At 48.4% G+C, this 20,907-nt stretch carries 18 protein-coding genes and 1 other RNA gene; all 19 read right to left on the bottom strand.

What is annotated here, in order from left to right; genetic code table 11:
- Positions 1-93: 93 nt before the first annotated feature.
- The 19 genes from ftsA to ACN0W5_RS09060 all read right to left on the bottom strand — a co-directional run bounded on the left by ftsA (position 94) and on the right by ACN0W5_RS09060 (position 20,895).
- The gene (gene ftsA, locus ACN0W5_RS09150; protein ID WP_417453833.1) at positions 94-1,365 is read right to left on the bottom strand and encodes a cell division protein FtsA; all 1,272 of its coding nucleotides are present in this window, start codon (positions 1,363-1,365) and stop codon (positions 94-96) included.
- Between the two features lie 67 nt (positions 1,366-1,432).
- Positions 1,433-2,293 (bottom strand): cell division protein FtsQ/DivIB, encoded by an 861-nt coding sequence (locus ACN0W5_RS09145; protein WP_417453832.1) that lies wholly within the window; start codon positions 2,291-2,293, stop codon positions 1,433-1,435.
- Positions 2,290-3,222 (bottom strand): D-alanine--D-alanine ligase, encoded by a 933-nt coding sequence (locus ACN0W5_RS09140; protein WP_417453831.1) that lies wholly within the window; start codon positions 3,220-3,222, stop codon positions 2,290-2,292. The genes ACN0W5_RS09145 and ACN0W5_RS09140 overlap by 4 nt, the downstream gene beginning before the upstream one ends.
- Before the next feature lie 24 nt (positions 3,223-3,246).
- The gene (murB, locus tag ACN0W5_RS09135; protein WP_417453830.1) at positions 3,247-4,200 is read right to left on the bottom strand and encodes a UDP-N-acetylmuramate dehydrogenase; all 954 of its coding nucleotides are present in this window, start codon (positions 4,198-4,200) and stop codon (positions 3,247-3,249) included.
- 2 nt (positions 4,201-4,202) lie between these two features.
- Positions 4,203-5,630, bottom strand: coding sequence for a UDP-N-acetylmuramate--L-alanine ligase (gene murC / locus ACN0W5_RS09130; protein ID WP_417453829.1), 1,428 nt, complete (start codon positions 5,628-5,630; stop codon positions 4,203-4,205).
- Positions 5,627-6,784, bottom strand: a complete 1,158-nt coding sequence (murG, locus tag ACN0W5_RS09125; RefSeq protein WP_417453828.1) for an undecaprenyldiphospho-muramoylpentapeptide beta-N-acetylglucosaminyltransferase — start codon at positions 6,782-6,784, stop codon at positions 5,627-5,629. The genes murC and murG overlap by 4 nt, the downstream gene beginning before the upstream one ends.
- Complete coding sequence (locus tag ACN0W5_RS09120) at positions 6,784-7,917, bottom strand: FtsW/RodA/SpoVE family cell cycle protein (protein ID WP_299381503.1); 1,134 nt, start codon at positions 7,915-7,917, stop codon at positions 6,784-6,786. The genes murG and ACN0W5_RS09120 overlap by 1 nt, the downstream gene beginning before the upstream one ends.
- Positions 7,914-9,326 (bottom strand): UDP-N-acetylmuramoyl-L-alanine--D-glutamate ligase, encoded by a 1,413-nt coding sequence (gene murD / locus ACN0W5_RS09115; protein ID WP_417453827.1) that lies wholly within the window; start codon positions 9,324-9,326, stop codon positions 7,914-7,916. Before murD ends, ACN0W5_RS09120 begins: the two co-directional genes overlap by 4 nt.
- Positions 9,327-9,332: 6 nt before the next feature.
- Positions 9,333-10,421 carry a phospho-N-acetylmuramoyl-pentapeptide-transferase gene (mraY, locus tag ACN0W5_RS09110; RefSeq protein ID WP_417453826.1) on the bottom strand — a complete coding sequence of 363 codons (1,089 nt, stop codon included), beginning with the start codon at positions 10,419-10,421 and terminating at the stop codon, positions 9,333-9,335.
- Entirely contained in the window at positions 10,421-11,842 is a 1,422-nt protein-coding gene (locus ACN0W5_RS09105) for a UDP-N-acetylmuramoyl-tripeptide--D-alanyl-D-alanine ligase (RefSeq protein WP_417453825.1), read from the bottom strand. The genes mraY and ACN0W5_RS09105 overlap by 1 nt, the downstream gene beginning before the upstream one ends.
- Positions 11,835-13,343: a UDP-N-acetylmuramoyl-L-alanyl-D-glutamate--2,6-diaminopimelate ligase gene (locus tag ACN0W5_RS09100; protein WP_417453824.1), complete on the bottom strand. Its 1,509-nt coding sequence runs from the start codon at positions 13,341-13,343 to the stop codon at positions 11,835-11,837. Before ACN0W5_RS09100 ends, ACN0W5_RS09105 begins: the two co-directional genes overlap by 8 nt.
- The gene (locus ACN0W5_RS09095; RefSeq protein ID WP_299376686.1) at positions 13,330-15,096 is read right to left on the bottom strand and encodes a peptidoglycan D,D-transpeptidase FtsI family protein; all 1,767 of its coding nucleotides are present in this window, start codon (positions 15,094-15,096) and stop codon (positions 13,330-13,332) included. The genes ACN0W5_RS09100 and ACN0W5_RS09095 overlap by 14 nt, the downstream gene beginning before the upstream one ends.
- Complete coding sequence (gene ftsL, locus ACN0W5_RS09090) at positions 15,093-15,443, bottom strand: cell division protein FtsL (RefSeq protein WP_299376683.1); 351 nt, start codon at positions 15,441-15,443, stop codon at positions 15,093-15,095. The genes ACN0W5_RS09095 and ftsL overlap by 4 nt, the downstream gene beginning before the upstream one ends.
- Positions 15,440-16,510: a 16S rRNA (cytosine(1402)-N(4))-methyltransferase RsmH gene (gene rsmH / locus ACN0W5_RS09085; RefSeq protein WP_417453823.1), complete on the bottom strand. Its 1,071-nt coding sequence runs from the start codon at positions 16,508-16,510 to the stop codon at positions 15,440-15,442. The genes ftsL and rsmH overlap by 4 nt, the downstream gene beginning before the upstream one ends.
- Entirely contained in the window at positions 16,507-16,974 is a 468-nt protein-coding gene (locus ACN0W5_RS09080) for a division/cell wall cluster transcriptional repressor MraZ (RefSeq protein ID WP_046503083.1), read from the bottom strand. The genes rsmH and ACN0W5_RS09080 overlap by 4 nt, the downstream gene beginning before the upstream one ends.
- Before the next feature lie 365 nt (positions 16,975-17,339).
- Positions 17,340-17,780, bottom strand: an RNA gene (gene rnpB, locus ACN0W5_RS09075) — RNase P RNA component class A.
- 22 nt (positions 17,781-17,802) lie between these two features.
- The gene (locus ACN0W5_RS09070; protein WP_417453822.1) at positions 17,803-18,513 is read right to left on the bottom strand and encodes an N-acetylmuramoyl-L-alanine amidase; all 711 of its coding nucleotides are present in this window, start codon (positions 18,511-18,513) and stop codon (positions 17,803-17,805) included.
- The gene (gcvA, locus tag ACN0W5_RS09065; protein ID WP_417453821.1) at positions 18,510-19,508 is read right to left on the bottom strand and encodes a transcriptional regulator GcvA; all 999 of its coding nucleotides are present in this window, start codon (positions 19,506-19,508) and stop codon (positions 18,510-18,512) included. The genes ACN0W5_RS09070 and gcvA overlap by 4 nt, the downstream gene beginning before the upstream one ends.
- A 286-nt stretch (positions 19,509-19,794) precedes the next feature.
- Positions 19,795-20,895, bottom strand: coding sequence for an NAD(P)/FAD-dependent oxidoreductase (locus ACN0W5_RS09060; protein ID WP_417453820.1), 1,101 nt, complete (start codon positions 20,893-20,895; stop codon positions 19,795-19,797).
- Between the last annotated feature and the right edge of the window lie 12 nt (positions 20,896-20,907).

The following is a 20,907-nucleotide window of genomic DNA, read 5'->3' as shown; positions in this document are numbered from 1 at the left end:
CACTAACCTCCGTTGCACGCCGACTCGGCGCATTCGTTTGTCAAGTTGTACTATAAAGTAGTGGAATCAGTCGAGCTAATTCCTAACTTTTTATTAAAAATTTTCACTAAACCACTTCCCAAACTTGTTTATGAAGTTCTGAGGCTGAGTCTCCTCGGGGGTTTTCTCGGTCTGAACATCATTGTGGGCAATGGTTGCGTAGGTTAAAAGACCTGCGCAGGTAGAGAAGCTTGGGCCGCCAGTAGCGTCGGCCAAACCGTTTATGCGTATTGGTCTGCCGATCCGAACCTGTTTGTCGAGAATTAAGCTGGCGAGATCTGGAAGGCCTGGAAGCTGGCTGGCGCCCCCGGTTAAAACAACACGTCGTCCGCCGATTTTGTCAAAACCACTCATCTCAAGTTTTGAGCGGACGATTTCAAAGGTTTCTTCTAGTCTTGGCTGTATGATGCCGACCAGAAGAGATCTTGGTACTTGCTGTGGTTGGCTACCAGCTTCTTCACCAACCTGTGGAACATCAATCATTTCTCGTTCGTCTGTCACTGTCGCAACAGCATGACCGTACAAGGTCTTCATGCGTTCAGCTTCGGCAACAGGTGTGGAAAGCCCGCGTGCAACATCATTTGTTACATGGTGACCGCCAACTGGAATAACATCGCTGAAGACCAGCTTTCCTTCGCTGAAGACAGCGATGGATGTTGTGGTGCCCCCCATATCAACCAAGGTGACGCCGAGTTCCATTTCATCGTCAACCAGACAGGCGAGACCAGAAGCATAAGGCGTGAGCACAAAACTCAAGGGGTCAAGGTGACAGCGTTTGACACAGGTGGTCAGGTTTCGCAAAGAATTTGCCGCTGCCGTAATAAGGTGCATTGTCACGCCCAGCATCTCGCCGTGCATTCCCCGTGGGTCTTTGACACCTCGGTTCCCGTCGAGGGTAAAGCCTGTTGGCAGGGAATGAATGAGCTGACGTCCTTGTTCCGGGTTACCTTCCGGGCCTTGAATTTTACTGGCATGGTCAAGGGCCTGCTTTAAATCTGTCTCGGTAACTTCATGACCATTAATAGCAACTTCCAGATTGATGTTGTGGGATGTTGGCGACCCGCCAGAAAGATTTACGAGTACAGTATTGACCGTTTCACTTGCCATTTGTTCAGCAGAATGTACTGCATTGAGTATGGAATCTTCCAAAGCTTCCATATCAACAATGTTGCCGCTTTTCATGCCATGGCTGGCCTGTTGCCCTATACCGATTACCTTTGGCGGATTATCGCCATCCATTTGGGCTATGAAGCAGCATATCTTGCTACTGCCAACATCAATGGCCGCAATTGTTCCATGTTTGATGGCCCCGGGGTTCCGCTTCATGATTGGCGGTTTCCTTGGATAGAAGGCGTCGTCGTTATGTTTGTCCGAAAACGAGGGGACAGTGCCATTAAGTTTTCTTTCCTTTTACTTTCTTGGTTTTGTTTTTCTCTGACCCGCCAGATGTTCTGACGATCAGACGGTCTCTCAGGCGTAAATCAACGACGATAACGTCGCGTTCCAAAACGCCTTCGTCCCGTTCGATGCGGGCAAAGAATGACCAGGCGTCACTTGCGTCTTCTTCGGGAAGTTGGACATCAACACCATTGTTAAGGCGGATGTTCCAACGGCGCCCGCTAACACGAACGGCAGCTTTCACACGGTTGCCGAGTTCGGGCTCACTTTCTATGAGGGCGAGAACTTCGCGGGCGTGATCAGGTGCGTCCGGTCCAACGATAAGGGGGAGCTTTGCAAATTTATTGGCCTTGGCAGATGTGATCACTTCGCCACTTTGATCGATGACGTGAAGAACACCTTCTTCTTGCCATAGTGCAAGAGGTTCTCTTTCCTCTAGGCTAACGTAAATAACATCGGGAAGGCGACGTTCAACGATAGCCCTCTTCACCCAAGGTAATTCCTCAAGATCCGCTTTTGCCTGTTCGGGAGAAAAGGATAAAATAGGGGTGCCGCGCTCGACGTCCAGCTTACTGAGAATAGCCGCAGCGTTGCTTCTTTTGCGACCTTCGACGAGGACATCTTCAACAGATAACCCGGCGTCTGCTGTCATGCCGTGAAAATCTTCAACACCTTGGGTAATCTTTTCCGGTATCCATCCATTGGTCCACAGAACCGTGACGAGGCCAATGGTTGCGACAATGCTTCCGGCTGCAGTACCCCAAAATACTTTACGCCAGTTGGTATCACGAAAAGGAATTTTACTCCTTTTTTGAGGTCTTTTACGTCTGCGGGTGGTTTTTTTATTACTACTCATAGCTCCTCCTTGTTCCCCAAGGCTTCTTGGACCATCCAGGAACAGAGTTCAGAGAAAGAAATACCGATATGTTTGGCCTGTTCAGGAACCAGACTGAGATCTGTCATTCCGGGCTGAGTGTTGGTTTCCAGATAATAGAGTTTGCCATCACCATTGGCCGTGTCGTCGTAGCGGAAATCACTCCGGCTTACTCCGGCACAGCCAAGAATTTGGTGCGATTTGAGTGCAGCATCCATTGCTTCTTGATAAATTGTCTCGGGAATAGGTGCGGGAACTATATGATCCGTTTTTCCCTCGGTATATTTGGCTTCGTAATCATAAAAGCCTTCTTTGGGGGAAAGCTCTGTAACTGCAAGGGGCTTGTTACCCATTACAGCAACAGTCAATTCGCGTCCGGGAATATAACGTTCAACCATTATGTCGCCGGAAAACCCGAGATCTTCGCGCGTTGTTGCAATATGATTGTCGCCTTCAAAGACAATGTGAACACCGACGGACGAGCCTTCGCTCAAAGGTTTGATCACATAGGGACGAGGCAGAGGATCGCCCGTTACCAGATCTTTTGCTTGAATGCTTTTGCTCTCGGGGACGCGCACGCCAACTTGTTCGACCATAGCCTTAGCGCGTTCTTTATGCATGGCAAGGGCAGAACTTAAAACTTTGGAATGAGTATAGGGAATAGATAAAAGCTCCAGAAGGCCCTGAACACAGCCGTCTTCGCCCCATTGCCCGTGGAGTGCGTTGAAAACGACAGCCGCGTTGCTTTCTTGTAGTTGGGCGATCAATGCCGGGATGTCTTGGGAAACATCTATCTCGGTTACTGTGTAGCCAGCCGCGCGTAATGCCTCAGCACAGGCAGCACCACTGGCAAGAGATACGTCTCGCTCAGCTGAAAAACCACCTTTTAGTAATGCGACATGACACGTCATAAATGTTTCTTCCTTTATATCTTTTTAGTGTTTGCCAGTTTTATTATTTGGTGCTTTGTGCCCAAGGCGCTTAATTTCCCAGTGCAGTTCAATACCAGAAGTTTCCTTAACTCGTTTTCTGACTTCTTCGCCGAGATTTTCAAGATCACTCGCGGATGCTTTGTCATTGTTAATTAGAAAATTACAATGCTGTTCGGATACCTGAGCATCACCAATCATAAGGCCTCGGCATCCTGCTTTGTCGATTAACTGCCATGCTTTGTTGTCATCAGGATTTTTAAACGTACTTCCACCTGTGCGAGACTTGATGGGTTGCGTGCTGCCCCGTGCATCCTGAATTTCCTTCATTCTGGCGGCAACCTCATCTTGATTGCCTGCTGTTCCAGCAAAACAAGCGCGAACAAAAATCCATTCTTGTCCCAAGCCGCAATGACGGTACGCATAGTCCAGTTGATCGGGGGTAAAGCGTTTTAAGTTTCCTGAAAGGTCGATTGCTTCGGCCCAAACCAGAATGTCTTTGGTCTCACGGCCATAAGCCCCGGCATTCATGCGTAACGCACCGCCAATTGTGCCGGGAACGCCACAGAGAAACTCCAGTCCGGTAATGGCAGCTTTCATTGCTGTTTTTGCGACCTTTACGTCTAAGGCTGCGGCACCTGCAATAATCTTATTTTCTGTTTCGTCTGATGTTTCTACCTTGGCAAAAGCTGGTCCTAGACGAATAACAACACCGGGAATGCCGCCGTCGCGGATCAATAGATTCGACCCGACCCCGATGACAAGTACTGGTGTTTCTGCGGGTTTGTTCTTTAGAAAGTGAATCAGATCGTCCTGATCTGCTGGTGTATAGAGCACATCTGTTGGCCCCCCGACCTTAAACCAGGTGACCTTTGCTAATTGCGCATCAGTCTTATAGCTGCCCCTGACTTGGGGCAGACTATGTATAAGATGGTTTTCTGAGGGGGCTTGTTGAGACATGCTTATTTACGGCCTCCGGAAAGTGCTGTTTCTAGCTGATCTGGTAAGGCGTGGGCCCAGGCTGAAATAGATCCGGCCCCAAGGCAAACCACAACGTCACCTGTGTTTGCCGTTTTTGCGATTAATTCAGCTAGGTTTTCAGGTCCTGATAGAGCAACCGCATTTCTGTGCCCACGGGTAATAAGCCCTTTTACGAGGCTATCACGGTCTGCGCCTTCTATCGGTTCTTCCCCAGCGGTGTAGACGTCGGAAACGATAACTTGATCCGCATCGTTAAAGCAGGAACAGAAGCCTTCGAAGTGATCTGAAAGGCGGGAATAGCGATGGGGTTGTACGACGGCAATCACTTTGGAGCTTTCGTCGATGGCCTGTCTGGCTGCTTGTAAAACGGCAGCAATTTCGACTGGATGGTGGCCGTAGTCATCGATAATGGTTATGCCATTGACTTCGCCTGTTTTCGTGAAGCGACGTTTTACGCCCTTGAAATCTAAAAGTGATGCCCGGATTTCGTCGTCATTCATGCCCAGTTCACTGGCGACAGAAATCGCCGCAAGTGCGTTGAGGATGTTGTGGTTCCCCAGCATTGGTAAACGGCAGTCAGTAATCGTTCTGCTGTCTGCTTCGTTTCTTTTAGAAATAACCACATCAAAAACATTACCCGTTATTTCAGTGCGCACATTAACGGCACGGAATTTTGCCTGTGGGCTAAAGCCATATGTGACAATTCTGCGATCTTCGATACGGCCAATCAGTGATTGAACGACGGGGTGATCAATACAGAGAACGGAAAATCCATAGAAGGGAATGTTTTTCACAAAGGTCGCGAAAGCATCGTGGAGTGCTTCTATTGAGCCGTAAAACTCCATGTGTTCCGGGTCAATATTTGTAATGACCGAGATTGTCGCGGGTAGCTTGATAAAGGTGCCGTCACTTTCGTCGGCTTCAACAACCATCCAGTCACCATCGCCCAAGCGTGCGTTGGTGCCATAGGCATTGATAATGCCGCCATTGATAACTGTCGGATCAAACCGTCCGCCATCAAGAAGTGCCGCAATCATAGAAGTTGTTGTTGTTTTACCATGGGTACCGCCTACAGCAACGCAGGATTTGAAACGCATCAGCTCAGCAAGCATTTCGGCACGTCGAACAATCGGGGTCAGATTATTGCGTGCTTCTTCTATCTCTGGGTTATCAAGTTTGATCGCAGATGATACCACAACAACACGGGCGTCTTTCACATTCTCGGCCTTATGGCCGATCATAACTTTGATACCCATGTCGCGCAGACGGAGAACGTTGGCTGATTCAGCGATATCACTACCTTGAATTTGATACCCAAGATTGTGGAGGATTTCGGCAATGCCGCTCATCCCGATACCGCCAATGCCGACAAAATGCAGAGGACCTATGTCTAGCGGCATGCCTTTCATGCTACCGCACCCGTTGAAACGTTCTCGCTTATTAATTTTTCGTCTCCGTTACTTTCTTTTATGCCGCACACAACATCTGCGAGATTACTCGCGGCGCCAGTAATGGCACTGTTGCGGGCACAAGATGCTGATCTTTCCAGCAGTTGTGTGTGTGAAAAAAGTGAAATTAATCTATCAGCCAGTTTTTGCGGCTCTAGACAGCCTTGCGCCATAAGCCATCCAGCCCCTGCGTCTGTGAAATCACTAGCATTTTCAGTCTGGTGGTCGTCCGTCGCATGGGGGTAGGGAACAAGAATGGCAGGGCGTCCGGCTGCGGCCAGTTCTGTTACTGTTGAAGCACCTGAACGACAAATAGCGATATGTGCGGCTGCAAGCCTCGCGGGCATGTCATCAAAAAAGGCTCTGAGGTCCGCTTTGATGCCTTTGGCATTATACAGAGCCTCGATTGCCTCTGCTCCTTCGCCACGTACCTGTTGCGAAACATGAAGACGTGTCCGAATCTCTTCGGGTAAAAGGGCTAGGGCTTCTGGAACGACAGTATTAAATACTGTTGCGCCTTGGCTGCCACCCGTGACAAGAATGTTCAATGCAGATTGATCAGTTGGTGTTTGATAATCCACTTCCCGCAGGGCTAAAATTTCAGGGCGTACCGGGTTTCCTGTCAGGGTGACTTTTTTCTCTAGGCCTTGTGGTATATGGCTAACGTTTTTGAAAGAAGTGCAAATGCCACGGGCTTTGCCTGCCATCAAACGGTTGGCACGACCAAGGACTGCGTTTTGTTCGTGCAGGTAAAGAGGTATTCCAAATTGTCCCGCAGCTAATCCGGCAGGAACAGAGGCATAGCCGCCAAAAGCGACCACAACATCGGCTTTGATAGATTTTAGAAGTTTTCTGGCTTTCAGGGTGCCGATGAAGATTTTACCGAGACTAAGGACTTTACGTACGATGCCACCGCCCGCAACGCCACCAGCAGAGACACGATAAACTGTAACGTCTTTCAGGTCTTCGCCAAAACCAGCCCCTCTAAGATCTGTCACAAGGCTGACTTTATTGCCACGTGCGAGTAATTCTTCGGCAAGGGCACGTGCCGGGAACATATGCCCGCCGGTTCCGCCCGCTGTCAGTACTATGTGCATTGGTTTCTTCGCCATCATTATATACCCCCGTCATAATCGCCATGGGGGCGGCGTCTGGTAAAGGCCAGTACCATACCCATGCCGACAGCTAGGGCGAGTAAAGAAGAGCCGCCATAGCTAATAAAGGGGAGGGTCATACCTTTTGTCGGGATGAGATGAATGGCGGATGCCATGTTAATAATGGCCTGAAGGCCAAATTGAACGAGCAAACCAGTGCAAGCCAACAGGACAAACAGGTTGTTTTCTTGTAATAGACGGCTAAAACCACGCAAAACAACGAACGCGAATAGGCTAACAATAATCAGGCAAGCAATCAGTCCAAGTTCTTCACCTGCGACTGAAAAGATAAAATCGGAATGCGCGTCAGGCAACTGTGACTTTACAGTACCTTCGCCAGGCCCCTGTCCAAGAAGCCCACCATTCTTGAAGGCTTCCATAGAACGGTTGACTTGATAACGACTTCCTGCGGCAGGGTCGAGGAAACCGTCGATACGTGCGGTGACATGAGGCAAAGTGAAATAGGCGGTAATCAAGCCTAGGGCCGCAAAAAGAATAAGGCCACCGACCAAAATCATCGGAAGTCCTGCTAAAAACAACTGAACGCCACCGATGGCTGTTACAACAACGGTTTGCCCTAAATCAGGCTGCATTAACAAGAGGCTGATAACCACAAGCCAGATACCGATCGCTATCCATGTACCGGGTATGCCTTCGTCACTTTTTGCGCTGGCAAGCATCCAGGCGACAGTGACGGCAAAAAAAGGTTTTACAAATTCAGACGGTTGTAGAGAGAAGCCTAGGATGTTGATCCAGCGGGTCGCGCCTTTAATTTCAACCCCTAATAGGAGTGTTGCTAATAATGCAAGAACCGTCAGTCCCATGCCGATAACAGCAAAACGGCGCACTTTTTTTACAGGCATTAGGGAAATGCCGATCATGAAAGCAGCAGCAGCAGGGAGTAACAGGAAATGGCGTTTTGCGAGCTGGAATGTACCAACGCCACTGATCCGATCAGCAGCGGCGGGAGAGGCGGCAAGAACCAGTAGAGCCCCAAAGCCCATAAGGGCCAATAATGCAGCAAGATTCCAACGATCTACCGTCCACCACCAACGACCTAGAACAGATGTGTCTGTACGAGAAAATGTGCTCATGAGGCAATTTCCTTTACAGGCTGACGTTTAATCTGGCTCACACACTCTTTAAAGTGATCGCCCCTTAGCTCAAAGCTGCGGTATTGGTCCCAAGAAGCGCAAGCCGGGGACAGGAGCACGACGGAATTTTTTTCGTTTGAATGGGTGGCATCATTCGCCGCTTTTGTGACGGCGACATCTAGTGTCCCGCACATTTCATAGGGCAGAGAGCTACCAATTTGTTTTGCAAAGGCATCCGCGCTTTCGCCAATCAGATAAGCTTTGCGAATACGAGGATAATAAGAAGACAGACTTTCTATGCCACCTTCTTTTGCCCGGCCGCCTGCGATCCAATAAATGTTGTCATAACTGCCAAGTGCACGTGCGGCAGCGTCTGCGTTTGTCGCCTTTGAATCGTTGATATAACGAATATGGTTGTCTGTTGTTACAAGTTCTTGGCGGTGTGCCAAGCCAGGAAATGACTTCATTCCGACGATAATTTCGTCATCCATCAGCCCGACAGATCGGCAGGCAGTAAAGGCGGCTGCAGCATTTTGATGATTATGATTGCCCGGTAAACGTTCGATAGCGTTTAAATCTGCAATCTCGTTTTCGGCGGCAAAGGCATCGTCAATCAATTGGCCTGCAACGACAAAAACACCCTCAGCCAGTCGGGTCGATCCGGAAATCGGAATCGTTTTAACTGTTCCGGTTTGGTTTATCTTGTCAAACACCGCGCGAGAATAGTCATCGTCCATGCCAATGATGGCTGTATCGTTTTTTGTCTGGCGCTCAAAAATATGTTTTTTTGCTTTGATATAGCCATCTATATCGCCATGGCGATCCAAATGGTCGGGGCTGATATTCATGAAAAGCGCAATATTAAAAGCGAGCTGGGATAACAGATCAAGCTGATAGGACGACATTTCCAGAACGTAAACACCCGTAGCGTCAAGTTGTGGTAATTCTAACGCCGGGGTGCCAAGATTTCCCCCGACGGCAACATTACGCCCGGCGGATGTCAAAATGTGTGCGATAAGGCTTGTTGTTGTTGATTTCCCGTTGGTGCCAGTAATGCCAATGAAAATCGCTTCAGGTGCTGCTCGGTAAAGAAGCTCGACTTCGCAGATGATTTCAATGCCATTCTTTTTTGCATCTGTAGCAACAGGGTGCGGTGTTGGGTGTGTCAGGGGAATGCCTGGTGACATCACCAAGGTTTGCACAGCTTCCCAATCACAGTTATTTAGATCGACAAGCTTTAGGCCTGCTTCTTCAGCTTTCTCTCTACCCGCGGGATTATCATCCCATGCCCAGACTTTAGCGCCCGATTGCGCAAGAGCACATGCGGCAGTCAACCCGGAACGCCCTAGACCTAAAACGGCAAAGGCTTTTCCATTGGTTGAACTGATATATGTGCTTAGGTCGATCATCTTTTCTTATCTAAGTTTCAATGTGGCTAGGCCGATGAGGGCAAGGATCATAGAGATAATCCAGAAACGGATAACCACGGTTGGTTCCGCCCAGCCCTTCTTTTCAAAGTGATGGTGCAGGGGCGCCATTCGAAAAACACGTTTACCCGTCGTTTTGTACGAAGCGACTTGGACAATCACTGAAATGGTTTCCAAGACAAAAAGGCCGCCAATAATGGACAGAACGATTTCGTGTTTGGTGATAACAGCAATGGTTCCCAGTGCGCCGCCCATACTTAGAGAGCCGGTATCGCCCATAAAGACCATAGCTGGGGGCGCATTAAACCAGAGGAAGCCAAGACATGCACCAACTAGCGCCCCACAGAAAACGGTCAATTCGCCTGTGCCGGGCACATAGGAAATCTGTAGGTATTCAGCAAAAATAGTATTGCCGACAAGGTACGATATCAGACCAAAACAGGCCCCTGCGATCATCACTGGCACAGTTGCCAAACCATCAAGGCCATCGGTGAGGTTCACTGCATTCGATGCGCCGACCATGACAAAAACAGCAAAAGGAACATAGAAAAGGCCAAGGTTTACCATCAGTTCTTTGAAAAACGGGATCGCAAGATGGGTTCCCATCTCCGGCGGACTGACAGCCATGGTACCTGTTGCTGCAAGCACAGAGATCAGGACTTGTGCAAGTAATTTGGCTTTACCGGGAAGTCCTTTGGTATTGCGTTTGGTTAGTTTAAGGTAGTCATCACCAAAGCCAATAAGACCGAAGCCGATGGTCACGAGCAGAATGATCCAAATAAACGGATTACTTAGGTTTGCCCAAAGCAGGGTAGAAACAGATAGCGCCAGCAGTATGAGTGCGCCCCCCATTGTCGGGGTTCCCTTTTTTGTCAACAGATGGCTTTCAGGCCCATCATCCCTGATAGGTTGGCCTTCACCTTGTTTGACTTTAAGCCAACGAATGATTTTGGGACCAAAGATAAAAGAAATAAGAAGGGCAGTCAGAACAGCCCCGCCACTTCTGAAGGTAATGTAGCGAAAAACATTAAATAATGAATAGTCGTCAGCCAATGGCAGGAATATTTCATACAACATTACTCTTCACCTCCATCGTTTTGCTTAGATAAAGACTTCAGAGCTTCTATAATCACGGACATCTTACTTCCCAATGATCCTTTGACTGATACAACGTCATCGGCCTGAAGTTCCGTGGCCAGAACGACGGCTAATTCTTGTGAATTTTTTGTGTGAGCACCGCGTAATTCCGAGGGCAGGGCCTCGTGTAAGGCTTTCATGTACTCTCCGCAAGTAAATACGAGATCTATACCTGAATCATTAATGGGTCCTGCCAGGTCCGCGTGTATTTTCTTTGCATTTTTACCAAGTTCCAACATATCACCGAGAACAGCGACCCTCCGCCCCTTCTTATCAGGAGCGGCATTTGCAAGAACATTTAAGCTGGCTCTTACTGATGCTGGGTTGGCGTTATAGCTGTCGTCGATAAGTTCGAAATGTTTGCCGTTTGCAAGTTGCTGTACAGACTTTTCGCCTCTTCCGGGCAACCCATGAACCGTGCTTAGATCGGCAGCTGCTTTCTGAACATCGGCACCAACAGCGTCAATTGCGGCTAGGGCTGCCAAGCTGTTTAGTATCCAGTGAAAGCCGGGATTGGAAATTGTATAGTCGATAATAGTACCGCAAATATCTGCTTGAACCCGACTGTATTCAGCGAATAGTTCATATCCGATCAATCTTGCCTGTGCTTTGGGGTGTTCGCCGAAACTGATAATATTTGTGATGCCGTTTGCCTGTGCTCGTTCGGCCATAAGATCAAAAAGCGCATGGTCACGGTTTAGTATTGCAACACCATCAGAAGTCATTGCTTCGAATATTTCGCACTTTGCTTCAGCAATTTCTTCGAGAGATTTAAAGAACTCAAAGTGTGCAGCTTCGATTGTACTGATAATCGCAACATCGGGGCGAACCAATTTGGTTAATTCCCGAATTTCACCTGTGCTGTTCATGCCCATTTCGTTGACTGCATAGACTGCATTTCGCTGCATCCTGGCCAAGCTGAGCGGTACGCCCCAATGATTGTTGAAGCTTGCGGCGCTGGCGGCGGTTTCTGCTTGTTGGCTTAGGCAATGTCGCAGGATTTCTTTGATGGTAGTTTTACCAACCGATCCTGTGACGCCAATGAATTTAGCAGTGCTGTTTGCCCGAGCCGCAGCCCCAAATCTATTGAGGGCGCCAAGCGTATCGTCAACGATTAAAAGAGGTGCATTATCTGACAGGCGTTCGGGACGGCGCTGTACAACCGCGGCAGAAGCACCTTCTTCAAAAGCCTTGGCGACATAATCATGTCCGTCAAAGTTCGGACCTTGCAGGGCAAAAAACAGATCGCCTTTTTCCAGACTTCTGGTGTTTAGGGATAAACCTGTTGCCTGCCAGTCATGTGAGTTTTCTCCACCCGTTGCACTTGCTGCATCTGCGGCTGTCCACAATACTTCACGCATAATCAGGACCTCCTGTATTCCGGGTTTCTAACGTATGATTTATTGCTTCTTTAGCAACAATGCGATCATCAAAGGGAAGAACTTTATCGCCGATAATTTGGCCGCTTTCATGACCCTTTCCGGCAATAATAAGGAGATCGCCGTTATTAAGAGCTGAAACAGCCTTGAAAATGGCTTTTTTGCGATCATCTACTTCAATGGCATTGGGGGCCGCAGCCATTGCTTGTGCACGAATGGTTGCGGGATCTTCTGTTCTAGGGTTGTCGTCTGTAATGTAAGCTTGATCAGCTAGCTTATCTGCAATCCCGCCCATAAGGGGACGTTTTCCGGGATCGCGATCACCGCCACAGCCAACAATTATGGAAAGCTTGCCAGTTGTGTGTGGGCGCAGTGCTTGAATGATAGTTGCAACAGCATCTGGTGTGTGGGCAAAATCCACATAAACCGTTCCGCCCTTGGCTGTTTTGCCAATTTTTTCCGCGCGGCCGGGAACACCCTTTAGATTTGGTAAGATTTTCAGTACCTGTTGCAGGTCCGCGCCACAGGCAAGGGTTAGGCCAACCGCGGCCATGATGTTAGCTGCCTGAAAGCTACCCGTTAAAGGCAAGGTGATCTGGTGAATTTCACCAAAGAGAGACAGGGTTAGATCCTGACCGTCTGCTGTTGGGCTTTGTTTTACGACTTGCAGGTCACTAGCTTTATGTCCATAGCTGATAATCGTATGATTTCTGGCGGCACAAACTTTTGCAATACGTTCGTATTCCGGCATGTCTTTGTTGAGAACAGCAGTTGCCCCGTTCGGCAATAGATCGCTGAACAGCCTTAGTTTTGCATCCAGATAGCTGGCCATGTTGGGATGATAATCCAGATGATCCTGTGAGAGGTTGCTAAAAGCTGCTGCCTTCAAACGCAGACCATCAAGACGGTATTGGTCCAAGCCGTGGCTGGATGCTTCCAAAGCCAGATGGTTGTAGCCAAGATCGCAAAGATCTTTGAGGCTATTGAAAAGACCAATAGAGTCAGGTGTTGTTAAGGCTGCTGGCGCGTTTGGAATAGGGGGGTAAATACCAAGGGTGCCAAGGCTGGCTGCCTTTTTGTCAAGTGCTTCCCAAATCTGGCGAGTAAAAGTGGCAATGGATGTCTTGCCATTGGTGCCGGTAATTGCAACCAGGGTTTCAGGCTGTTTTTCACTAAATGCAGCGGCCAACAATGAAATTGCTTGTCGTGGATTTTTGCTTTTCAGTACGGCTATTTTTGTTTCATAAGCAGCAGTATCTTTTTCAACAGAAACAAGAATTGCTGTTGCCCCAGACGCTATAGCCTGAGGGATGAAATCAAAACCGTCGGGGCCGTTCTCTACAGAAGAAGGAAGAGCTGCAAAAAGAGAACTCTCTTTTATTTTTCGACTATCGAGACAAAGTCCTGTTATTTCCCTGTTGTCATCACTGCATGAGGGACGAAATTCTTCCGGTATTTTCGACAACAGTTCATCTAGCCGCAATCTTACGTCCTTCCATGCGGGCCTTGGCCTTTTTCAAAATTGTATTACCTACGTTATCTGCGTCTTCAATATACGCTGGCTCTATACCCATAAGGGGAGCCATTCTTTCAATAACGCGTTTAACAACAGGTGCTGCGACCCAGCCACCCGTTGCAAATCCATATGTTTTTTTTGTGCCTTTGGGCTCATCCACCATGACATAAACAACATAGCGGGGATTGTTCATCGGGAATGCTGCAACAAAAGAGGATACACGTGAATTTTTTACGTAACGCCCACCTCTTAGTTTGTCTGCGGTACCTGTTTTTCCGCCGACAAGGTATCCCTTGGCGTTGGCGTTTTTACCTGAACCATGTAAAACAACAAGCCGCATTAAATCACGCATATAATCTGACGTTTTTTCACTCAGGATACGACGCCCGAGGGGAGCATCATCCTTGGCGCGCTTGATGAAGGTTGCGGGCTTTAATGTGCCACCATTTACCAGACTGGAAATTGCTGAGCTTAGTTGTAGTGGGCTTACAGCAATGCCGTGCCCATAAGAGATAGTCATGGTGTTGATTTCACGCCAAGGTGACGGAACCAATGGTGTACCAACTTCGCTGATTTCGACGGATGCTGGACGCAAAAGGCCAAAGTTCGACAGATATTTACGTTGTCCCTCTGTTCCAACTTCCATCGCCATTTGGACTGTGCCGATGTTACTGGAATAGATAAGAATTTCGGGTACCGACAACCAACGTTTCAAGGGCTTGTAATCGTTAATGGTAAAACGAGATACGCGGATGGGTTTGCTAACGTCATAGCCGTCATAGACAGAGGCAACGCCTTCATCCAGAGCCATTGCAGAGGTCAGTAGTTTAAACGTTGACCCCATTTCATAGATACCCAAAGTGGCGCGGTTAAAACGTGCGTCATCTGACGCCGTTCCCGGATTACTGGGGTCAAAGCTGGGGAGTGATACAGAAGAAACTATTTCCCCAGTGTTTGCATCCATGACAATGCCCGCGGCACCAATGGCACTGAACTCTTTCATAGAGCGGGCCATTTCTTCGCGCAGTATATGTTGAACGCGTAGATCCAGGCTCAACTGAATTGGCTCTGGGTGTTCGCGTAACACTCGGTCAAATGAGCGTTCGATGCCAGCGAGGCCTTTGTTGTCGACATTAGTAAAGCCAATAACATGAGCGCCAAGGCTGCCATGGGGATAAAAACGGCGTTGTTCCTGTTCGAACTCTAGTCCGGGAATGCCAAGGTTGTTAATGGCATATTGTTGACGTGGCGTGAGATTTCGTTTGATCCAGATAAAGCCACGATTTGATGATAGTTTTTTCAGCAGTTTATCTTGGGAAAGTTCTGGGAGTATATCTGCAAGAACTCTTGTCGCGGCTTCCGGGTTTGGAATTTTTCTTGGCTCAGCATACAGTGATGCCGTTGGAAGCGTTGTTGCCAAAACAATGCCGTTACGATCAACAATATCTGCGCGGGTCGTTTGAACAGGGGGTGCTTCGTCAATTTCCTGTGCTGTTTTAGTGTTCGTTTTTGTGCCTTGTAAAAGGGTCAAATCGACTAATCGGATAGAGATGACCATAAAGGCCATCGCCATCAAGGCGCCAGCAACAATCAATCTGGTACGTCCGGTTTCAAGGGCCTGACGTAAACGACCATCCAGTGTAATAACTGCCTTGGGCGTTTTGGGATTGTTCAGATTGGTCAGGCGACCTTGTTTGTTATCTTCTCGCCAATCGCTCATTCTGTCACCTCTGCACTGGCGGGGGTTGCTGAGCTTGGTAATTTGATGCTGGTACCAGGTGTCTCTTCCTGATCTTTATAAGGAATATCGGACAATGTAACGATCTGCGCCGGATCAAGCGGTTTGAGTTCTAGATATTGAGAAGACAGACGGGCCAATCGCTCTGGACGGTTCAAATAGCTCCACTCTGCCTGCAGAATACGAATAGCTTCTTTATCTCTTTCGATCTGGGATTCTACCTGTGCCAATTGTCCTTCAAGGGCATTTACTTCTTCTTTGATTTGAAAAAGCACGATTGCACAGGCAGTACCAACGACAATCCAGATTGTAAGGCCGAGGTTTTTCATGCGGCTTCTCCTTGTGTGCAAGGGGCATCCGTACGAATTGCTACGCGGAGTTTGGCTGAACGAGAACGAGGGTTTTCGTTACATTCTTTATCGCTGGGTGCGATGGCTTTTTTTGTCGGCAGGGTGAAGGGGGCCTTACGCAGCGCCGCGGGCTCAACCGTCGGAGAATGACGGGAGCCCTGCGGCGTCCCCCCACTGCGTTCGCGTAAAAATTTTTTTACGATACGATCTTCGAGAGAATGAAAAGATACGATTGCCAATCGGCCGCCGGGATTTAGTAGCTGTTCTGCGGCTTCTAGCCCACGTTCCAGTTCACCCAATTCGTCATTAACAAAAATGCGCAAGGCTTGAAAAGAGCGGGTTGCGGGATGGATGTTTTTGCCATCTTTTCTGGGTTTTTGTCTGATGATGCGACGAATGAGGTCTGCGAGCTGTAGTGTCGTTTCAAAAGGTTTCTCAACTCGATCTGTCACAATTGCCCGTGCAATCAGGCGTGATTTTTTCTCTTCGCCGTATTTATACAGAATGTCCGCGATCTCTTTTTCGTCGTATGTGTTTACGATATGAGACGCAGGCGGACGTCGATCAGAGTTAGGGCCGTCCATGCGCATATCAAGCGGACCGTCTTCCTGAAAAGAAAAGCCGCGCTCTGCTTGATCCAACTGCATGGAAGAAACACCGAGATCCAGTGCTATGCCATCAACTTTGTTGATACCGGCCTGTTTTAATAAGGGTTGCATGTCGCCAAAACAGCCCGCAAGTGTTGAAACTTTGCCGGCAATCACTTCGGGAAGCTTTTTCGCATTTTCGTGCGCCGTAGGATCCCGATCTATGCCGAAGACTTTACAATCGGCTTGTTGGGCAATTGCACGACTATACCCGCCGGCACCAAAGGTGCCATCCACAAACACTTCGTTGTCCTGCGGGGTCAGGGCAGCGATGATTTCCGGCAGCATGACAGAGTAATGCCCGTCTTGCTGGGCATTCAGGCCTGGGCCGGATGAGGACGGGCCTTCTGAACTGAAAACTAGACCTTTTATAGAGAGAGGGGAAAAAAGAGGGGTCATCCGTTTTCTCCTTCTCTATCAAGTGTAATCGTCAGCTTTTGGGCTTTTGCGCGATCTCGGGCTTCCTGTTTTTTCTGTTCCAGTGTTGCTGGATTCCAGACTTGGAAAAGGTCACCTTTGCCGACAAAAGCTGCACGATCGCTGATTTGGGCATGGGCTATCAGCGCGGGCGGCAAAAGAATACGTCCATCACCATCAAATGAAAGTTGGTGAGAGTCAGCAAGGATGGCTGTGGCAAGATCATCGTGCTCATCAGAGAACAGGTCCAGGTTGGAGCTCATACTTTTATGGAGGCGACGCATAAAATCCATACCAGCTGCTTCTAGGGCATCGGCACGATAGGAACGAAAAATAACAATTCCTTGAAAGGGTTGGTCGGCGAGCATTTGGCGAAAGGTAGCCGGAACCGACACGCGGCCCTTTTTGTCTACCTTGTTTTCAAATGTACCTATAAAAAAGGTCACTGATTCCGCCTCAAAATGAATTGACCGATATTGGTCTATCTAAGAACGCACCCCTGCGTTCTTGACTTGCCCTGTTCCCGATTTGGTCTGAAATGGGTCGTTTCTGATCACAAATGGGATATTCTGGGATATCATGGGATAAGGTGGGTGTCAATGGTTTGGAGTTGTGCTGAAGTATAGTTAAAACATAGTTAATTGCTTATTTTAAATGGTTAATTTTTCATTTTCATGGGCAATGATAAAAGGGTTCAGAGTTTGATTTTATTGATGAAATTGAGGTTTGGACAACTTTGGTTGACAGAAAGCGGGAGTCGTAAATCCAGAGTTGTAATTTGTAGGGCAATCGTGTGGATAGAAAAAATAAATATGTCAGACGGTCATAAGCCGGGTTTTGTCGCTTGCCACAAAGCCAAAGCCCGTGACAACGGAAGGCTATTCATCTGGGATGCCCATCGCTGAGCACCTCTCGCAACTGACCCGGTCGACGGTGCGGAAAAACACCTGATTCCTCAAAACAAAGTTTTGTGAACCTGCCGACCCTATTTAGTTTTGCTCCCGGTGGGGTTTACCATGCCGCTTCCATTTCTGGCCGCGCGGTGTGCTCTTACCACACCCTTTCACCCTTACCTGCTTGTCACAGCCCATAAAGGATTGCGCCCTACAGGTGGTTTGCTTTCTGTGGCACTTTCCCTAGGGTCGCCCCCGCCGGGCGTTACCCGGCACCGTATTCCCGTGGAGCCCGGACTTTCCTCCCTTTCCGGTTCAGGCAAAGCCTGCCAGAAAGAGCAGCCTGTCGGACCGTCTGACGCGCTACAGTTAGGCGGCTTCTCAGCTGTCGTCAAGTTGTGAATAAAGATCTGTAAGAATTTGACAGCATTCCGGGTCAATTTCCCCGTTTAATTTGCTTGGCCGAAAGTGCCTTTGGAAAGAGATGATGGCAGCTTTTGTTGCTGATCCTGTTGGATTTTTCATGTCCACTTGATAGCCGTACTCGCCGAGTTTTAAAAGAAAATCATCTTCTGCAATGGGGGTGTTTTGTGCTGTTCCATCAGGGTAAGCGCCAATGCCTTGTTTTGCGAGGTATGCCCAATCAAACAGCTCACCGGGGTCCTCTTTGCGTTCCGGGGCGACGTCTGAGTGCGCCAATGTTCTAAATGCAGGAATAGAATGGCGCTCTAAAATTTCCTTACTGAGCGCAGCAACAGCTTTCATTTGAGCCGTGGGAAAAGGTCTGTACCCCCATTCATGTCCGGGATTAACGATTTCTATGCCAATCGAGCAGCTATTGATATCTGTCTCGCCATGCCAGTAGGCAAGTCCAGCGTGCCAGGCGCGATGTTCTTCTGGAACAAGCTGAAAGATCTCTCCATCTTCCTCTATTAAATAGTGGGCACTGACCTGTGCTGCACTATCACACAGACGCTCAAGGGCCTCCTTCCCGGTTTGCATGCCAGTATAGTGTAGCAGGAGCATATTTATATCGGCAGTTTTCGGACGAGGGCCGAAATTGGGAGAGCGGTAGGTTTGATTAATTTTCATAGCGCACTTTCCGGTTCTGGCGTGTGCAGCCTGTTCGGGTGTGATTCCAGTTCTTTCAGGATTGGGTTGTTAGTAACGATATTTTCGGTGACAGAGAGCAACCATTGCCTGAATTTTCTCAAGGCTGGTTTGTTGGCTTTATTCTTGGGGCTGACAATATAATAACGGCCAATAAGGGAAACGAGATCTGGAAACGGCATGATCAGTCGCTCAGAAGCCAAGTCATCCTCTATCATCATTAAATCACCTAACGCAACGCCGTATCCCATTGCTGCGGCTTGTAGGGCGCTGTCTGTGGTGTCAAAAGCCTCTCCGCTATTTGTGTTAAGTAATTTTGCTTGTGCTTCTTGCCCCCATTGAGCCCATTCCCGATATTCATTTTCAGAGGTTCCTTTTGCTTCACTTTTGGCGGTGCTGCTACAGTGCAATAGCATGACTTCGTTAAGTGAGTTGGGGTCTTTAGGGTTAGAAAGCTTGTCGAGCAATGAGGGTGAGCACACAGGTGTCATCCACTCGTTGGTAATTGCTGTTGTGTGAAGGCCCGTTGGCATGCAGTGACTATGGACAATACCTGCGTCAAAGGTTTCTCGATCAAAATCTACGGCATGCCAGGCAGTGGTCAGGCGGATATTGATATCGGGTTCCTGTGCCTGAAATTGTGATAGCCGTGGGATAAGCCACCTTACTGCAAATGAAGGGAAGACTTTGATGGTTAGCTCTTCGGATGTGCCTGTTAGTTCTTCGGATATGACATGAACGCGATCAAAGACATCACTTAAAACAGGAAGAAGTTTTTTACCGCCATCGGTTAGATTCAGTCCACGATGTTCCCGTTCAAAAAGTTGAATTTGATAGTAATCTTCCAGTGTTTTTATCTGTCGGCTTATTGCGCCTTGCGTAACGTTCAACTCATCAGCGGCATCGGTAAAGCTCAGTCGTCTAGCTGCGGCTTCGAAAGCTTTGAGCGCATTAAGAGGTGGAAGTTGTCGTCGCATTGGCGTTCCTATGAGAAAATCTCATTCAAGTATGACAAATTCCAGTTTGAAAAACAATGTCTGGTAAACTTAACTATTGAGAGAAATTAGAAAATCAGACTTTTGTCTGTTACGGAGTTTTGTTGCTATGAGAAAAAATCGACTGTTGTCTCTGTTTTTGCAATGCTTCTCTGCGAAACAGAGAGGCAGCAAGCCTTATGATTTGGGCGGATTTCATTTCGATCTAGAAGGCAGAGACATGCTTGCAAAACCTATGTTGGCGAACACTGAAATCGATACCTCTTTCTTAGGAACTAAGTGTCTGAACCTTCTCGGCAATGGCCAGAGAGGCGGTCAATCCCGGAGACTCAATCCCAAAGAGGTTTGTTAGGCCGGGGATGCCATGCGTTTTGTTGTCCTGAATGACAAAGTCAACGGCAGGATCACCCGGTGCCTGAAGCTTGGGTCGGATGCCAGAATAGTCTGGTGTTAAGGTTCCGTCTTTTAGGTCAGGCCAGTACCGCCGGATTGCCTCGTAAAAGGGTTTGGACCTGTCGGATGATACTTCGTAGTCAAGGGTTTCAACCCATTCTACGTCGGGCCCAAATCTGATTTGACCTTCCATGTCTAGGGTGACATGGACACCCAAACCGGCAGCTTCGGGAACGGGGTATATCAGATTTGAAAAGGGTGCCTTGCCGCTAAGACTGAAATAGTTGCCCTTTGCATAAAAAAGGGCGGGAACACAGTCTTTTGGAAAATGGGTAAGGCTTGCAGCTAGGGTAGGGGCATGCAGGCCCGCAGCATTTATAACTGTTTTTGCCTGAAGCGCCATAGGGCTTTCGCCGCCGGTATGAAGGATGATCCTGTGATTACTGACGTCACCACCAGTTACAGGTGTGTTAAAAGCAATCATGCCCCCGTGATTTTCCAGATCGCCCTGAAAAGCCAGAATAAGATTATGTACGTCAACAATACCTGTCGAAGGGGAGTAGAGAGCTTTGGTCGCATGAAGCTCGGGTTCTCGATCTTTTATTTCTGAAGCTGATAGATAGCATAGATCATCAACCCCGTTTCTAATCGCCCGTTGTTTGATGTCTTCCAGTGTTTTTTCTTCAGAAGTTGTCGTCGCAACAATCAGTTTGCCACAGTTGTTGTACGGTACGGCGTGGCCCTGACAATATTGATAGAGAAGTTCTTTACCTTTGACACAGAGTTCAGCTTTTAAGCTGTTATGGGGGTAGTAAATACCAGCATGAATGACACCGCTGTTTCGGGCTGAAATCTCGGACCCGGGCATGGACTCTTTTTCGATGACGATAACTTCGCGTCCGGATAGTGCCAACGCACGTGCACAGGCCATGCCGACAACACCAGCGCCAATAACTACACAATCAACCTGTTCCATGACAGCTTCTTT

Origin of the sequence: Kiloniella sp. (assembly GCF_048270245.1) — a bacterium.
Lineage (GTDB): Bacteria > Pseudomonadota > Alphaproteobacteria > Kiloniellales > Kiloniellaceae > Kiloniella.
Note: the sequence above shows the minus strand (reverse complement) of the source record. Positions and strands in the feature narration are given on the sequence as shown.

Excerpts from the sequence above, each read along its gene's own strand:
- ftsA (WP_417453833.1), bottom strand. The coding sequence starts at position 1,365 with ATGAAGCGGAACCCCGGGGCCATCAAACATGGAACAATTGCGGCCATT.
- ACN0W5_RS09145 (WP_417453832.1), bottom strand. The coding sequence starts at position 2,293 with ATGAGTAGTAATAAAAAAACCACCCGCAGACGTAAAAGACCTCAAAAA.
- ACN0W5_RS09140 (WP_417453831.1), bottom strand. The coding sequence starts at position 3,222 with ATGACGTGTCATGTCGCATTACTAAAAGGTGGTTTTTCAGCTGAGCGA.
- murB (WP_417453830.1), bottom strand. The coding sequence starts at position 4,200 with ATGTCTCAACAAGCCCCCTCAGAAAACCATCTTATACATAGTCTGCCC.
- murC (WP_417453829.1), bottom strand. The coding sequence starts at position 5,630 with ATGAAAGGCATGCCGCTAGACATAGGTCCTCTGCATTTTGTCGGCATT.
- murG (WP_417453828.1), bottom strand. The coding sequence starts at position 6,784 with ATGATGGCGAAGAAACCAATGCACATAGTACTGACAGCGGGCGGAACC.
- ACN0W5_RS09120 (WP_299381503.1), bottom strand. The coding sequence starts at position 7,917 with ATGAGCACATTTTCTCGTACAGACACATCTGTTCTAGGTCGTTGGTGG.
- murD (WP_417453827.1), bottom strand. The coding sequence starts at position 9,326 with ATGATCGACCTAAGCACATATATCAGTTCAACCAATGGAAAAGCCTTT.
- mraY (WP_417453826.1), bottom strand. The coding sequence starts at position 10,421 with ATGTTGTATGAAATATTCCTGCCATTGGCTGACGACTATTCATTATTT.
- ACN0W5_RS09105 (WP_417453825.1), bottom strand. The coding sequence starts at position 11,842 with ATGCGTGAAGTATTGTGGACAGCCGCAGATGCAGCAAGTGCAACGGGT.
- ACN0W5_RS09095 (WP_299376686.1), bottom strand. The coding sequence starts at position 15,096 with ATGAGCGATTGGCGAGAAGATAACAAACAAGGTCGCCTGACCAATCTG.
- ftsL (WP_299376683.1), bottom strand. The coding sequence starts at position 15,443 with ATGAAAAACCTCGGCCTTACAATCTGGATTGTCGTTGGTACTGCCTGT.
- rsmH (WP_417453823.1), bottom strand. The coding sequence starts at position 16,510 with ATGACCCCTCTTTTTTCCCCTCTCTCTATAAAAGGTCTAGTTTTCAGT.
- ACN0W5_RS09070 (WP_417453822.1), bottom strand. The coding sequence starts at position 18,513 with ATGAAAATTAATCAAACCTACCGCTCTCCCAATTTCGGCCCTCGTCCG.
- gcvA (WP_417453821.1), bottom strand. The coding sequence starts at position 19,508 with ATGCGACGACAACTTCCACCTCTTAATGCGCTCAAAGCTTTCGAAGCC.
- ACN0W5_RS09060 (WP_417453820.1), bottom strand. The coding sequence starts at position 20,895 with ATGGAACAGGTTGATTGTGTAGTTATTGGCGCTGGTGTTGTCGGCATG.